The following is a 14,848-nucleotide window of genomic DNA, read 5'->3' as shown; positions in this document are numbered from 1 at the left end:
CAGTGCTTCACCCGGTCATCCGATCTCGCGCAGCAACTGCAGCGCTTCGTCGCGCGCACCGGCATCGGCGCCCGCGGCGACTTCGTTCAGCAGGTCGCGGGCCGTGGCGACGTCCCCCAGATCGAGGTAGGCGACGGCCAGTTCCAGACGATCGCGGCCTGCGGGTGCCGCAGCAGGCGCTTGGGTTGTGGCCGGCGAACCGCCGGAGTGCCAGGTCGGGCCCGATGCTTTCACGGGTGCCGGTGCAGGCGCGGGTTTCGGCACCGGCTTGGCGGGCGCCGCGGCCGGCACGATCACCGGCTCCAGCACGGGCGTCGGCTCGGTCGCCACCGGTTCGGCCGCGGGGGCCGGCATGACGGCGGCCAGTTCGGCGGCACGGCTGGGAGAAGGCGCATCACCGAGTACGGTGCTGCGTGCGACCGGTGCAAGGCGACGGCGGCGCTGGGCGAAGCCCCAGGCCAGCGAACCGACCAGCAACAGGCCGAATCCGGCCCAGGCCCACACCGGCACGCCACCGTCGCTGCCCGATGCCTGCGCCAGGCGCTGCTGCGCGGCGGCCAGGTCGCTGTCCTTCATCGCCAGCAGCTGTTCCTGCTGGGTCTTCAGTTTCTCCAACTCGGCCACCTGGGTACGCAGCTCCTGCACTTCGGCGTCGCGCGCGGCCAGGTCTTCCTTCGATTGCTGCAATTGTTCGTTCGCCAACATCTCGCCCTCACCGCCGGCACTGACGCCGGACTGCGTTCCAGAACCCGATGCGCCTGCGGCGGCGGGTGCGATTTCCAGGCGCGCATCGGCGACCGGCGCCGTGCGCGGTGCCGACGGCGTTGCGGCGGTTGGCGCCGGCTCGACCACCGCAGCGGGCTGCGGGATCGGTGCGCGGGCACGTCGCCACTCGGCGATCTGGCTGCGGACCAGTGCGGCCGCCTCGTCCTCGAGGATCGTCTGCGCTTCGGCCGATTCCGGCACGCGCAACACCGCGCCCTGCTTCAGCAGGTTGATGTTGCCGTTGATGAAGGCCTCGGGATTGGCGCGCAGCAGCGCGACCATCGCCTGGTCCAGCGTATAGCCCTGAGCGCGCGCCACCGGCGCGGCGACCTGCGACAGCGACTGGCCGCGGCGCACGGGCGCCAGCGCATCGCCGGGTGCGACCTGCGGGGCCGGCGTGGCCGCGACGACAGGCGCGGGCGAAGGCGCGGGTCGCGTCGGCGCGGGTGTCGGCACCTGCTCGGCCGGCGCGGGTTCTGGCGTGGCAGCCACGACAGGCTCGACGGGCCGCGTGATGGTGTCCGCCGGTGCGGCGACCGGCGCATCGATCACCGGCTGTTCTGCCGCTGCCAGCGTGCCCGGCGTGCTGACGAGCGCGGAGTACTCGCGCACCAGACGGCCCTGGCCCCAATCCACCTCGATCAGGAAATTGACGGCCGGCACGTCCACCGGCGTGCGGCTGGTGACGCGCACGACCGGGCGTCCGGCTTCATCCAGCGCGACACTGAAGTCCAGCTCGTTGACCAGCCCCTGCGGGCGCGGCAGGCCGACGCGCTCGAACGTCGTCGGCGACGCCAGCCGCGCGCGCAGTTGCTCCAGCTCGCCCGGCTCGCTGGAAATGATCGGAATCTCGGCCAGCAGCGGCTGGCCGGGTTGCGATTTGACCTTGATCTCCCCCAGGCCGAGCGCGAGGGCGACATTGCTCAGCAATGCCAGCCCCAGCCCGATCATGCCGGCCAGGCGGAGTCTTGCCGTCCGAGGTCTGTGCTTCGGTTTCACGGCCCTTCCCCCATGTTTCCCGGGCACGACTATAGCCGCTCAGCCGCCGTTCGCCACCAATTCGGCCAATTGCACGGCGTTCAGGGCCGCGCCCTTGCGGATGTTGTCGGCGACCACCCACAGGTTGAGGCCGCGCGGATGCGAGAAGTCCTCGCGGATGCGGCCGACGAACACCGGGTCGCGGCCGGACGCGTGTGTGACCGGCGTCGGATAGCCGCCCGCCTTGTGCTCGTCCACCACTTCCACGCCCGGCGCAGCACGCAGCAACTCGCGCGCCTGCTCCGGTGTGATCTTCTCCTTCGTCTCGATGTTGACGGCTTCGGAGTGGCCGTAGAACACCGGTACGCGCACCGCGGTGGGGTTCACCTGGATGTTGTCGTCCTCAAGGATCTTGCGCGTCTCCCAGACCAGCTTCATCTCTTCCTTGGTGTAGCCGTTGGGCAGGAACTCGTCGATGTGCGGGATCAGGTTGAAGGCGATCTGCGCCTGGAACTTCTTAGGCTCGATCTCCTGGAACGCCAGCAGCTGGGCGGTCTGCCGGCCGAGTTCCTCGAGGCCCGAGCGGCCGGCGCCCGACACCGACTGGTAGGTGGCTACGTTGATGCGCTCGATGCCGTACTTGCGATGGATCGGCGCCAGCACCGGCATCAGCTGCATGGTCGAGCAGTTGGGATTGGCGATGATGCCGCGCGGGCGGTTCTTCGCCGCCTGCGGGTTGACCTCCGACACCACCAGCGGCACGTCGGCGTCGTAGCGGAAGGTCGAGGAGTTGTCGATCACCACCGCACCGGCGGCGGCGAACTTCGGCGCGTATTCCTTGGACACACCGCCACCGGCGGAGAACAGGGCGATGTCCACGCCGGTGGGATCGAACGTGTCGAGGTCGAGCACATCGACCTTCTGGCCCTTGAACTCGACCTGCGTGCCGGCGGAACGCGCCGAGGCGAGCAGGACGAGCTTGCCGACCGGGAAGTCGCGCTCGGCCAAGATGGACAACATGGTCTCGCCGACGGCGCCGGTGGCACCCACGACGGCGACGGTGAAGCTACGGTTCTGGTTGCTCATGGAAGATGGTTTTCGCAAAGAGGGAGTGAAGACAGCGGACAGGAAGGCTGTGTTCGGGGAACCTGCGGGCGTGCCTCAGGCTCCCTGTCGTTTGGCGGTGGTGATGACGGCGGTGGTGGTGAGCGCTTCCGGATTCACCGGTGTCGGCGGACGTCCGGCCTGCGGGCCTTCGCCGAGCGCGGCGATCAGGTTGTCGACGGCCAGTGCCACCATCGCGCGGCGGGTACCCAGGCTCGCGCTGGCGATGTGCGGCGTCAGCACCACGTTGCGCAGCGCCAGCAGTTCCGGACGCACGGCGGGCTCGCCTTCATACACGTCCAGGCCGGCGGCAGCGAGACGGCCGTTCGCCAACGCGTCGGCCAGCGCGAGTTCATCGACGATGCCACCGCGCGCGATGTTCACCAGCGTCGCACTCGGCTTCATCTTCGCCAGCGCCGCGGCATCGATCAGGTGATGGACCTGGGGCGAATACGGCAGCACCAACACCACATGGTCGGCGTGACCGAGGAGATCATCGAAGCCGGCGTAGCTCGCGCCGCATTCGCGTTCGACCGTGTCCGGCAGGCGACTACGGTTGTGGTACAGCACGCGCATGCCGAAGCCGCGTGCGCGGCGGGCGATGCCCTGCCCGATCCGGCCCATGCCGACGATGCCCAGCGTGCTGCCGTGCAGGTCCGCGCCCAGCAGGGTGCTGAACGACCACTGCTGCCACTGGCCTTCGCGCAGCCAGCGCTCGGCCTCGGTGATCCGGCGTGCGGTCGCCATCAGCAGTGCGAAGCCGAAATCAGCCGTGGTTTCGGTGAGTACGTCCGGCGTGTTGGTGGCGACGATGCCGGCCGCGGTCAGCGCGGGGACGTCGAGGTTGTTGTAACCCACCCCGACGTTGGCGATCGCACGAAGATGCGACGCTTTCGCGATCTGCGCCGCGCCGATCTTCTCGTTCAGCGTGACCAGCGCGCCGGCGCTGTCGCGCAACGCGTCGGCGATGGCCCGGGGGCTGTGTTCGGTGACGGCCTCGGTCGCGTGCACGTCGAAGTGCGTCGCCAGCCGTCCGACGAGATCGTCGAACAGCGGTTGCGACACCCAGACGCGCGGCCGCGATTCAGCCATCGACGCTGCCCGGCACGTGCGGCGGCACATCGCCGACGTCGCCGCATTGCGCGCGGTGGCGCAGGGCCTGGTCCATCAGCACCAAGGCCATCATCGCTTCGGCGATGGGCGTGGCGCGGATACCCACGCAAGGGTCGTGGCGGCCCGTGGTGATGACGTCGACGGTGTTGCCATCCACGTCCACCGTGGCGCCCGGCAAGCGCAAGCTGGACGTCGGCTTCAGCACGATAGAGGCGGTGACCTGCTGCCCGGTGGAAATGCCACCGAGGATGCCGCCCGCGTGGTTGGACAAAAACCCGTCCGGCGTCATCAGGTCGCGATGCTCGGTGCCCTTCTGGGTAACCGCCGCGAAACCGTCGCCGATCTCCACGCCCTTCACCGCATTGATGCTCATCAACGCGGCGGCAAGATCGCCATCGAGCTTGCCGTAGATCGGTTCGCCCCAGCCGGCGGGCACGCCGTCGGCGACGACATTGACGCGCGCGCCGATGGAGTCGCCCGACTTGCGCAGCGCGTCCATGTAGGTTTCCAGCGCCGGCACCTGCGCAGCGCACGGCCAGAAGAACGGGTTGTCCTCCACCGCGCTCCAGTCGAAGCCCTCGGGGGTGATCGGCCCGAGTTGCGACAGGTAACCCCGCACGCTCACGCCGTAACGCTGCTGCAGCCACTTCTTGGCGATCACGCCGGCGGCCACGCGCATCGTGGTCTCGCGGGCGGACGAGCGTCCACCGCCGCGCGGATCACGGATGCCGTACTTCTGCCAGTAGGTGTAGTCGGCGTGGCCGGGGCGGAACTGCCGCGCGATGTCGGCGTAGTCCTTGCTGCGCTGGTCGGTGTTGCGGATCAGCAGCGCGATCGGCGTGCCGGTGGTGCGCCCCTCGTAGACGCCGCTGAGAATCTCGACCTCATCGGCCTCGCGGCGCGCGGACGTATGCCGCGACTTGCCGGTGGCGCGACGTTCCAGGTCGTGGCGGAATTCTTCCGGCGCGATCTCCAGCCCGGGCGGGCACCCATCGACCACGCAGCCGATGGCCGGCCCGTGCGATTCGCCGAACGTGGTGACCGTCAGGAGTTTTCCGAAACTGTTGCTGCTCAAGCGCCGCTCCGCGGATGGGAACTATCGGTGCCGGGTCTTCAAGCATCGCATACCGGCCGCCCTATTGTGCAGTGCGCCAACGTCGTTCGCGACGGTTGCAGGCGCAACCGCTGCGGGCACTGCAGGGGATTCCGGCGCCTTATTTTCGCGTGGCGGCGAGCGCGGTGATGCGCGCGTTGTGGCGGATCAGTTCCGCGCATTCGACCGCGAAGATGCCCATCTGGCCCACCTTGAATTCGATCCACGCGAACTCGACGTCCGGCAGCAGCCTCACCAGCGCGTGTTCGGACTCGCCGACTTCGCAGATCAGCAGCCCGTCCTGGCTCAGGTGCAGCGGCGCATCGCGAAGGATCTTCAGCACCAGGTCCAGGCCATCGTCGCCGGCGCGCAGGCCGAGCTCGGGCTCGAAGGAATACTCCTTCGGCAGCGCATCGGTCTCGTCGTTGGTGACGTAGGGCGGATTGGTCACGATCAGGTCGTAGTGGCGACCGGTCAGCCCGGAGAACAGGTCCGACTTCACGAAGTGGACGTTGTCCGCGTGCAGGCGTGCCTTGTTCTCCGCCGACAGCGCGAGGGCGTCGTCGCTGATGTCGACACCATCGACCTGCCAGTCGGGGTGGTAGTGCCCCATCGCAATGGCGATGCAGCCCGAGCCGGTGCACAGATCGAGCGCGCGATGGACCTCGCGTCCACCCAGCCAGGGCTCGAAGCCGGCTTCGATCAGCTCGGCGATCGGCGAGCGCGGCACCAGCGCGCGCGCATCGCTCTTGAAGCTCAGGCCCGCGAACCAGGCCTCGCCGGTCAGGTAGGCGACCGGCACGCGCTCGTTCACGCGACGCTCGAACAGCGTCAGCACCTGCGCCTTCTCGGGCGTGGTGACGCGCGCCTGGCCATAGGCCGGGCCCAGGTCCGGTGGCAGGTGCAGGGTGTGCAGCACCAGGAACGTCGCCTCATCCAGCGCGTTGTCGTAGCTGTGACCGAAGGTCAGGCCGGCGGCGTTGAAACGGCTGGCGCCGTAGCGGATCAGATCGATGATGGTGTGCAGTTCAGCGGCGACGTCGGCGGTCATGGCAAGGCTTGTGAAGACGCCGGAACGGCGAAGGCCGCCGATTATAGGGGCTGCCCCGGTATCATGGCCGCCTTGCCGCCGCGCCCATGCGGCCCCGGCCCACGGGCCGCACCCTGTTTCGTGGGAATCCCCAGCGCATGTTCAACAAGAAGATCGGCCTCATCCTCGTCCTGGCGCTGGCCGCCGGCCTGGGCCTGCTGGCCGCGCAGAAATTCTTCGGCCCGGTGACCCCGGCGACGCAGTGGCCGGCCACCGAGGCGGTGACCCTGTTCCCGCAGCCGCGCCCGCTGCCGCCGTTCTCGCTGCGCCAGTCCGACGGCACCCAGCTGGCCGACGGTGAGCTCAAGGGTCACTGGACGCTGGTGTTCCTGGGCTTCACCTTCTGCCCCGACGTGTGCCCCACCACGCTGGCCGAACTCGCCCAGGCGCAGGCGCAGTGGAAGGACCTGCCCGACTCCACCCGCCCGCGCGTGCTGTTCGTATCCGTGGACCCGGAACGCGACACGCCCACCCGCATCGGCGAGTACGCGCATGCCTTCCATCCCGACACGATGGCCGCGACCGCGGATATTCCGACGCTGGAGAACTTCGCCAAATCGCTGGGCTTCGTCTTCATGAAGGTCCCGGGCGATGGCTTCGAGCAGAACCCGAACGACTACAGCATGGACCACTCCTCCGCGATCGGCGTGCTGGACCCGCAGGGCCGGCTCGCCGGCCTGATCCGTCCGCCGTTCCGCCCCAAGGCGATCGCCGCGGACATGCGCGCACTGACCGAGGCGTCCTCGAAATGAGCCTGCTGACCTCGCTGACCTACGTCCTGCCGCACCGCTTGCTGTCGTCGCTTGCGCGGAAGCTGGCGTACTCCACCTCGCCGGGCACCAGCCGCTGGCTGATCGATACGGTGACGAAGAAGTTCAACGTCGACCTGTCCGAGGCCGCGAATCCCGATCCGCGTTCGTATCCGAGCTTCAATGCCTTCTTTACCCGCGCCCTGAAGCCCGGCGCCCGCGTCGCCGATCCCGATCCGCGCGCGTTGCTGATGCCCGCCGATGGCCACATCAGCCAGTGCGGCCCGATCGAAGACGGCCGCATCTTCCAGGCCAAGGGGCAGTCGTTCACCGCGGCCGAACTGCTGGGCGATGCCGCGGCGGCCGAACCGTTCCGCAACGGCCTGTTCGCCACGGTCTATCTGTCACCGCGCGATTACCACCGCGTGCACATGCCCTGGACCGGCACGCTGCGGGAAACCGTGCACGTGCCGGGCCGACTCTTCAGCGTGGGCACCGATGCGGTGGCGAACGTGCCGCGCCTGTTCGCCCGCAACGAACGCCTGGTCTGCCACTTCGATACCGATTTCGGCCCGATGGTCTCGGTGATGGTCGGCGCGCTGCTCGTTTCGGGCGTGGAAACGGTGTGGAGCGGCGAGGAGATCCCCGCCTACGGCACCGCGATCACCCGCAAGGACTATCGCGGCAAGGGCATCACGCTGGAGCGCTTCGCCGAGATGGCGCGCTTCAACTACGGCTCCACGGTGATCGTGCTGTTGCCGCCGGGCGTGGCGACGCTGGCACCGGAGTTGCAGGCCGAATCGCCGGTGCGGCTGGGTAAGCGACTAGCGTCGCTGGCCTGATCACCAGCCCCGGTCACTCGCACTGATCGCGCGATGCACCACTGCGCGATCCAGTAGGTCGCCAGCACGAACGTACTCGCCAGCGGAATCGGCGCGCTGAAGCGATCCAGTGCCAGCAAGGCATCGGACGCCACGAAGAACGCGCCGCCGATCGCCGCCATGCGCGTCTTGCTGTCAGGATCCTCGCGCCACACGCTCGCCGCCTGTGCCGCCATGCCAGCCAAGGCAATGACGTACACGACCACGGGCAGCTTCAGCTCGTTCGGCAAACCGGGCCACAGCTGCGCGAGCACGCACGACGCGACCACGGTGTAGATGGCGACGGGCCAGCGCACACGCCACCCTCCGCCGCGCTGGCGCAAGGCCCACAGATACGCGAGGTGGGCCAGCAGGAAACTGCCCAGGCCGAAGACGAAACCGTCGAACGGCAGCATCAGGAAGATGTCGCCCGCCGTGGACAGCACCAGGCCGATCGCGATCCAGCGCGCGTACGTCCCGGCCCCGCTCGCTAGCCGGCACGCCATCGCCAGGATCAGCAGGGTCGTCAGCGGCTTGAAGACGTAGTGCAGGCCGCGCAGCGCTTCGATCTCGGCGCCGAGGATCGCCAACGCCGCGCTGGCGGCGATGGCGAGCGTCCAGCCGATGCGACTGCCTTCCGTGGGCGTCGCCATCGGTTACTTCTTGCAGCTTTCCAGCGTGAGCTCCTGGCCCGGTCGTACGGCGTAAGCCGGTGCCTTCAGGTTGTTCGCGCGTGCGAGCTTCTTCTGATCGCATTGGAAGCGCTTGGAGATGCGCCCCAACGTGTCGCCCTTGGCGACGCGGTACTCGCGGGCCTGCTTGGCCTTGGGTTCGGCGGGCTTCGGCTCGCCTGTCGCCACCGTGGTCGGCACGCCGGCCACTGGCATTACGTCGCCGACGGCGACGTTGCCGGTGAGCTGCGTGCGACGAATGGCGGCGGCGGGATCCGCATTGACCAGCGTGCGGGCCAGCTCGGCGCGTGGACCGTTGATGCAGTAGCGCGCATAGAGACCTGCGATGCGCGCGCTCGCTTTCAGGGTGGTGCCGGCTGGAATCCACGTCTCCGGCTGGTAACGCGGATTGAGGTTGCGCAGCGTGCGCATGTAACCCTCGCGGGTGCCGCCGTTGCCCAGGCAGATGGTCAGCTCGTAGATCGAGGCATCGCGCGCCAGCTTCAGTGGCGCCGGCTGGGCGTTGACCTTCGGGAATTCCAGGCCGTATTGGCGCGGGTGCAGGAACAGCCACGCCGCCGCGATCACCATCGGCACGTAGTCGCGCGTCTCGCCAGGAAACTGGCTGTAGACCACGTCGTCCCAGAACCCGAGGCCGCTGTTCTCGCGATACACGCGCGCGGCACGACCTTCGCCACCGTTGTAGGCGGCCAGCGCGAGCTCGATGTTGTTATTCAGGCCTCGCATGCGCTCGTTGATGTACGCCGCGCTGGCCTGTCCGGAGGCATAGGGGTCGTAACGCGTATCGAAACCGCTGGCATCCCGGCCGAGCCCGAAGCGCGCACCGGTGTTGAACATGAACTGCATGGGTCCCGCCGCGCCGGCGCGCGAGGTCGAATGCACCTTGCCGTTGGATTCCTTGGCCATGATGCCGAATAGCAGGGCTTCCGGCAGTCCGCTGCGCTCCCACGCGGGATACAGCTCGGCGCGCATGTTCTGGTAGTTCTCGTAGCTGTCGATCAGCGCCGGTCGCATGTCGGTCAGCCAGCGGCGGATACCGGCCTGGATGGCGGGGTTGTACTCGACCATGCGGTCGAAGGCGTGGCGCTGGTCATTGAGCAGGGCCGCCGTGCGGGCCGTCTCCTGCACGGCGGCGCCGGCGGGCGTCGCGTGATCGGTGCCGTCGTCGAGGGCGTCGATGGCGTCGCCCTCGTCTTCCGCGTCGGCGGTCTGTCCGTCGGCGTTGTCCTTCAACAGCCGCTTGTAGCTGGCTAGCAACGTGTGCACCTGGCAACCGCGCTGCTTGATGCAGGCGTCCAGCACGTCCTCCATGTCCTCCAGCGCCGCGTCGCTCTCGCCCGCACCGCGCGGATCGCTATTGGCCACCAGCACCAGCCCGTCGCGGTAGCGCTTCTCGGCAGCGGCCATGCGCTGCTCCAACGCGTCGACAGCGACACGGTCGCGCGCGGAGACGCGCTGGGCATGGGAGACGGGCGAGACCAGCAACAGGGACAAGGTGGCCAGGACAGGCCAGTAGCGCAGGCAAGCAGGAACTGCGAAGGACATCAGGCAAGCATCCAGAGTGTGAGTCGGGAGGGTAGCCCCGCCCGCGCGCCGCGGGCAAGGTCGGACGTCATGGAATGTTGCACCACCGCTCATGTACTGCCGCTAGAATCGGGCCATCACCACGCGAGGTTGAACATGGATCCGATCCTGCTGGGCAAGGGCGTCACCGACGACATTCCGGTCACCCTGCAGCCGAAGTTCGGCAACCGCCACGGCCTGGTGGCCGGCGCCACCGGCACCGGCAAGACGGTCACGCTGATGACACTCGCGGAAGGGTTCTCGCGGATGGGCGTGCCCGTGTTCATGGCCGACGTGAAGGGTGACGTGGCCGGCCTGGCCGCCGCAGGCGACGGCAGCGAGAAGGTGCTGCAGCGCGCGAAGGACATCGGCATCGCCGACTACGCGCCGGGTGCGAATCCGGTGATCTTCTGGGATCTCTACGGCAAGCTGGGCCATCCAGTCCGCACGACGGTCAGCGAGATGGGCCCCACCCTGCTCTCGCGCATCCTCGAACTCAACGACACCCAGAGCGGCGTGCTCGACATCGTGTTCAAGCTCGCCGACGACCGCGGGCTGCTGCTGCTCGACCTGGAAGACCTGCGTGCCCTGCTGGGGCTGGTCGCCGCCGAGCGCAAGGACATTTCCACCAGCTACGGCCTGGTGAGCACGCAGTCGGTCGGCGCCATCCAGCGCGCGCTGCTGCGGCTGGAACAGGAAGGCGGCGAGATGTTCTTCGGCGAACCGGCGCTGGAACTGGCCGATCTGATGCGCACGAACACCGATGGCCGCGGCGTGATCGGCATCCTCGCGGCGGATCAGCTGATCCTGAAGCCGCGCCTGTATTCCAGCTTCCTGCTGTGGCTGCTGTCCGAACTGTTCGAGACACTGCCGGAAGTCGGCGACCTGGACAAACCCAAGCTCGTGTTCGTCTTCGACGAAGCACACCTGCTGTTCGACGACTCCCCGCCCGCGTTGCAGCAGCGCATCGAACAGGTTGTGCGGCTGATCCGCTCCAAGGGCGTGGGCGTCTACTTCTGCTCGCAGTTCCCCGACGACGTGCCGGACAACATCCTCGGCCAGCTGGGCAACCGCGTGCAGCATGCGTTGCGCGCGTTCACGCCGCGCGACCAGAAGGCGGTGAAGACCGCCGCCGAGACCTTCGTGCCGAATCCCAAGCTCGACGTGGCCCAGGCGATCTCCAAGCTCGGCACCGGCGAAGCGCTGGTGTCGACGCTGCAGGACAAGGGCATCCCCTCGCCCGTGCAGCAGACGATGGTGTCGCCGCCGCGCTGCCGGATGGGCGCGATCAACGAAGGCGAACGCCAGCAGGTACGCAACGGCAGCCCCGTCGGCGGCAAGTACGATACCCGCGTCGATCGCGAGTCCGCTGCGGAAATGCTCGCCAAGCGCGCCGAGACCGCAACGCAGGCCGCCCAGGCGCCGCCCGCGAAGACCGAGCAGGACGATCCCGACGCCGGCGGCTTCGGCCAAGCCGTGAAGGACGCGGTGTTCGGCACCAAGCGTCGCCAGGGCATGATCGAGACGATGGCCAAGCAGACCACGCGCACGGTCGGCACCAAGCTGGGCAACCAGATCGTGCGTGGCATCCTGGGCAGCATCTTCGGCGGACGTCGCTGATCACGCGCATGAAGTGGCGTTTCGTACCGTTGACCTGCGCGTTGTCGCTGGCGGCTTCCGCCGCCAATCCGACGCCACCGACCTTCGCCGGCACGTTTTTCGGCAGCTTGCCGGCGGAAGCCTGCGCATCGCAGGACGTGTTGCTTGACCTGGGGGCTGACGGCCGATACGTGCTGGAAGCGCACTGCCAGGACGACTTGCAGGCGGCACCCAAACGCGCCGGCCGCTGGTCGGTGACATGGAACGGCACCTGCGTGCAGCTCGCGCCGGAAGACGGTCAACCTGCGCAGGAGTTCGCCATCCATGACGACGATCTGCTGGTGTTGACCGCGGGTAGCTGCATCGAGCCGATCGAGGATCCGCGCGGGCGCACGTTGCGGCGCGCGGAAGCCGCCGGAGAACACTGACGTGTCGCGCTGGCGCCCGCCGGGCGAGAAGAGTACCGCCCTGATCACCCGCGAAGGCCATGATCGCCTCAAGGCGGAACTGGATGATCTGTGGCGCGTGCGTCGCCCCGAGGTGGTGAAGGCCTTGGCCGCTGCCGCCGCGGAAGGCGACCGCTCCGAGAACGCGGAGTACACCTACCGCAAGAAGCAGCTCGGCGAGATCGACCGGCGCGTGCGCTACCTGAGCAAGCGCCTGGAAGTGCTGCGCGTGGTCGACACCGCGCCCAGCGATCCCGACGCCGTGTTCTTCGGCGCCACCATCGAGCTGGAGAACATCGCCAGCGGCGAAACCTCGCGTTACCGCATCGTCGGTCCCGACGAGACCGAGGCGACGCGCGGCTGGATCAGCATCGATTCGCCGCTTGCGCGCGCATTGTTGAAGAAGCGCATCGACGATGAATTCTCGGTCGAACTCCCTGGCGGCATTACCCACTTCGTGCTGGTGGATGTCAGCTACGCGAGCTGATCCTCACAACGGTCGCGGGTAAACGCGGCCGTCCCGCAACGGACGGAAGTAGTCCTGCTGTCCGTAGAACGCCGCATCCTGTCCTGCATGCCACCCGGGAATGCCGGCCAGTGGCAGCGGACGCAGTTCGCTTGGCGTAGTAAGGGTCGCGCCCGCTGAAATCGATTCGACCACGTGCTTGAGTGCGTCTGCCGGATCGCCGAGTACCACCAGGCCCTTGCCGACCAGCAAGCGCCCGGGCACCAACACCTGTTCCATCAGCGCATGCCCCACCACCGCAGCGATGCTGATGCCGCCATCGTGCCAGCGTGCGGCGTTCGCATGGAACAGTGCCACCCAGTCGTGCCGGTCCCACAGATCCAGCAGTGTCGCATCGCGTACCTGCACGATGACGCCGCTTTCATCGAACTGGGTTAGCGCCTGCTGCGCGGGACTGCGCTCACGCGAGCCCATGCGCGCGATGTGCCCGCACTGCTGCTGGTTGAGTGCGTGCTTGAGAGTCGGATGACGCAGCCAGACCATCGCGTTGAACAAGTCATGCCAGTTATCCGCACGCGTGGCGATGCACCCCTGCGCGGTCCGCGCTTCGTAATGCAGCCCGTCGGCAAGCAAGCCGGCATCCTGTCTCGCGAAACGAGGCCCGGAGAGCGGCATCCGCGTATTGAGGGTTTCGATGTCGGGCCAGTGCGGGGCCGTCAGCAGGTCCCGGTACTCGCCATACCCATCGAACAGGGGATGCCGAAAGCATGCGGCATCGACGTGCCCGCGCAGGGGAGCGACGAAACGACGCCGGCCGTTGCCTGCATGCGCGCCCGTCGCCGGCCCGGTCACAGCATCTTGACGTCGAGCGGGCGCCCCGCCGTTTCGACGATCGCATCGCCAATCAGGTCGTGCTCGTCGCTCTCGGTGATTTCCACGTCGACGAACTGGCCGACGCGCAGCCCCAATTCGCCGCCATTCTGAATATGCACCAGACCATCGATCTCCGGCGCATCGGCCTTCGAACGCGCGACGGCGATATCGTCTTCGATCAGGTCCACCAGGCACTGCTGCACCGTGCCGATCTTCGCTTCGAGGCGCGCGGCGGAGATCTCCGCCTGCTTCTCCATGAAACGGGCCAGGCGCTCCTGCTTCACTTCTTCCGGCACCGGGTCCGGCAACAGGTTGGCTGCCGCGCCTTCGACCGGCGAGTAGGCGAACGCACCGACGCGGTCCAGCTGCGCTTCGTCGAGGAACTGCAGGAGTTCCTCGAACTCCTGCTCCGTCTCGCCGGGGAAGCCGACGATGAAGGTCGAGCGCAGGGTGATGTCGGGACTGATCGAACGCCAGCGCTTCACGCGCTCCAGCGTCTTGTCGACGGCGCCGGGACGCTTCATCAGTTTGAGGATGCGCGGGCTGGCGTGCTGGAAAGGAATATCCAGGTAAGGCAGTACCTTGCCTTCGGCCATCAGCGGAATCACGTCGTCGACGTGCGGATACGGGTAGACGTAATGCATGCGCACCCAGGCATCGAGTTCGCCCAGACCCTCGCACAACGCCTTCATCCGTGTCTGGTACGCCTTGCCGCGCCATTCGCGCTCGGCGTACTTCACGTCCACGCCGTAGGCCGACGTGTCCTGCGACACCACCAGCAGTTCCTTCACGCCGCCGCGCACCAGGCGCTCGGCCTCGCGCAGCACGTCATCGACCGGGCGCGACACCAGGTCGCCACGCATCGACGGGATGATGCAGAAGCTGCAGCGGTGGTTGCAGCCTTCGGAAATCTTCAGGTACGCGTAATGCCGCGGCGTCAGCTTGACGCCGTAGTCCGGCACCAGGTCGACGAAGGGATCGTGCTTCGGCGGCAGCGCCGCGTGCAGCGCTTCCATCACGCTCTGGTAGTCCTGCGGACCGCTGATCGACAGCACGTCCGGGTATTGCTCGCGGATCTGTTCCGGGCGCTTGCCCAGGCAGCCGGTGACGATGACCTTGCCGTTCTCGTTCATCGCTTCGCCGATGGCATCGAGCGATTCGGCCACGGCGGAATCGATGAACCCGCAGGTGTTCACCACCACCACGTCCGCTGCGTCGTAGGTCGGCACGATGTCGTATCCCTCCACGCGAAGCTGGGTGAGGATGCGTTCGGAATCGACCAGGGCTTTCGGACAGCCGAGGCTGACGAAGCCCACCTTGGGGTTCTGCAGGGACATGGGAGTACGGCGGCGGCGTGTACGGGGCCGCGGATTATAGCCCCGGGCCATCGGCAGGCCTGGCCGGGCCGTTCAGACTGCGCTCGCCGCGCACCCCGCGGCGCCTACACTAGTCCGCCC

Annotated in this window: 14 protein-coding genes; 5 read left to right on the top strand and 9 right to left on the bottom strand. The window is 67.9% G+C overall.

The genetic code is table 11. The features are described 5' to 3' along the window. Positions 1 to 15: 15 nt before the first annotated feature. From BM365_RS16850 to prmB, 5 genes are all read right to left on the bottom strand, one after another. Entirely contained in the window at positions 16 to 1,716 is a 1,701-nt protein-coding gene (locus tag BM365_RS16850) for a FimV/HubP family polar landmark protein (RefSeq protein WP_093490610.1), read from the bottom strand. 87 nt (positions 1,717 to 1,803) lie between these two features. Further along, positions 1,804 to 2,829, bottom strand: a complete 1,026-nt coding sequence (locus BM365_RS16845; RefSeq protein ID WP_093490609.1) for an aspartate-semialdehyde dehydrogenase — start codon at positions 2,827 to 2,829, stop codon at positions 1,804 to 1,806. 75 nt (positions 2,830 to 2,904) lie between these two features. After that, positions 2,905 to 3,939, bottom strand: a complete 1,035-nt coding sequence (locus BM365_RS16840) for a 2-hydroxyacid dehydrogenase (protein ID WP_093490854.1) — start codon at positions 3,937 to 3,939, stop codon at positions 2,905 to 2,907. Then, positions 3,932 to 5,035 carry a chorismate synthase gene (aroC, locus tag BM365_RS16835; protein WP_093490608.1) on the bottom strand — a complete coding sequence of 368 codons (1,104 nt, stop codon included), beginning with the start codon at positions 5,033 to 5,035 and terminating at the stop codon, positions 3,932 to 3,934. Before aroC ends, BM365_RS16840 begins: the two co-directional genes overlap by 8 nt. Before the next feature lie 139 nt (positions 5,036 to 5,174). After that, on the bottom strand, positions 5,175 to 6,104 hold the full coding sequence (gene prmB / locus BM365_RS16830) for a 50S ribosomal protein L3 N(5)-glutamine methyltransferase (protein WP_093490607.1): 930 nt from the start codon (positions 6,102 to 6,104) through the stop codon (positions 5,175 to 5,177). Between the two features lie 137 nt (positions 6,105 to 6,241). Here prmB and BM365_RS16825 point away from each other — a divergent pair, with 137 nt between their 5' ends. Together BM365_RS16825 and asd are read left to right on the top strand one after the other, a co-directional pair. Beyond that, positions 6,242 to 6,895, top strand: coding sequence for an SCO family protein (locus BM365_RS16825; RefSeq protein WP_093490606.1), 654 nt, complete (start codon positions 6,242 to 6,244; stop codon positions 6,893 to 6,895). Then, positions 6,892 to 7,734, top strand: coding sequence for an archaetidylserine decarboxylase (asd, locus tag BM365_RS16820; RefSeq protein ID WP_093490605.1), 843 nt, complete (start codon positions 6,892 to 6,894; stop codon positions 7,732 to 7,734). Before BM365_RS16825 ends, asd begins: the two co-directional genes overlap by 4 nt. Here asd and BM365_RS16815 read toward each other — a convergent pair. After that, positions 7,623 to 8,405, bottom strand: coding sequence for a lysoplasmalogenase (locus BM365_RS16815; protein ID WP_093490604.1), 783 nt, complete (start codon positions 8,403 to 8,405; stop codon positions 7,623 to 7,625). The two genes, asd and BM365_RS16815, sit on opposite strands and share 112 nt — an antisense overlap. 3 nt (positions 8,406 to 8,408) lie before the next feature. Next, a complete protein-coding gene (locus BM365_RS16810) occupies positions 8,409 to 9,989 on the bottom strand; it encodes a transglycosylase SLT domain-containing protein (RefSeq protein WP_093490603.1) in 1,581 nt (526 codons plus the stop codon). Positions 9,990 to 10,124: 135 nt separating this feature from the next. On the opposite strand from BM365_RS16810, the gene BM365_RS16805 reads away from it, so the two are divergent. Genes BM365_RS16805 through greB form a run of 3 tightly spaced genes read left to right on the top strand, consistent with a single transcriptional unit; the run spans position 10,125 to position 12,539 of the window. After that, complete coding sequence (locus BM365_RS16805) at positions 10,125 to 11,627, top strand: helicase HerA-like domain-containing protein (protein WP_093490602.1); 1,503 nt, start codon at positions 10,125 to 10,127, stop codon at positions 11,625 to 11,627. Positions 11,628 to 11,635: 8 nt separating this feature from the next. Continuing rightward, on the top strand, positions 11,636 to 12,034 hold the full coding sequence (locus tag BM365_RS16800) for a copper resistance protein NlpE N-terminal domain-containing protein (protein WP_093490601.1): 399 nt from the start codon (positions 11,636 to 11,638) through the stop codon (positions 12,032 to 12,034). 1 nt (position 12,035) lies between these two features. Continuing rightward, positions 12,036 to 12,539, top strand: coding sequence for a transcription elongation factor GreB (gene greB, locus BM365_RS16795; RefSeq protein WP_093490600.1), 504 nt, complete (start codon positions 12,036 to 12,038; stop codon positions 12,537 to 12,539). Positions 12,540 to 12,542: 3 nt separating this feature from the next. Here the strand turns inward: greB and BM365_RS16790 are convergent, their stop codons facing one another. Beyond that, on the bottom strand, positions 12,543 to 13,370 hold the full coding sequence (locus BM365_RS16790; RefSeq protein WP_093490599.1) for a DUF3025 domain-containing protein: 828 nt from the start codon (positions 13,368 to 13,370) through the stop codon (positions 12,543 to 12,545). Continuing rightward, positions 13,367 to 14,728, bottom strand: a complete 1,362-nt coding sequence (gene rimO, locus BM365_RS16785) for a 30S ribosomal protein S12 methylthiotransferase RimO (RefSeq protein WP_093490598.1) — start codon at positions 14,726 to 14,728, stop codon at positions 13,367 to 13,369. Before rimO ends, BM365_RS16790 begins: the two co-directional genes overlap by 4 nt. Positions 14,729 to 14,848: the final 120 nt, after the last annotated feature.

This window comes from Pseudoxanthomonas sp. YR558 (assembly GCF_900116385.1).
Taxonomy (GTDB): Bacteria; Pseudomonadota; Gammaproteobacteria; order Xanthomonadales; family Xanthomonadaceae; genus Pseudoxanthomonas_A.
The sequence above is the reverse complement of the archived record's forward strand: the minus strand, read 5'-3'. Positions and strand labels throughout refer to the sequence as shown.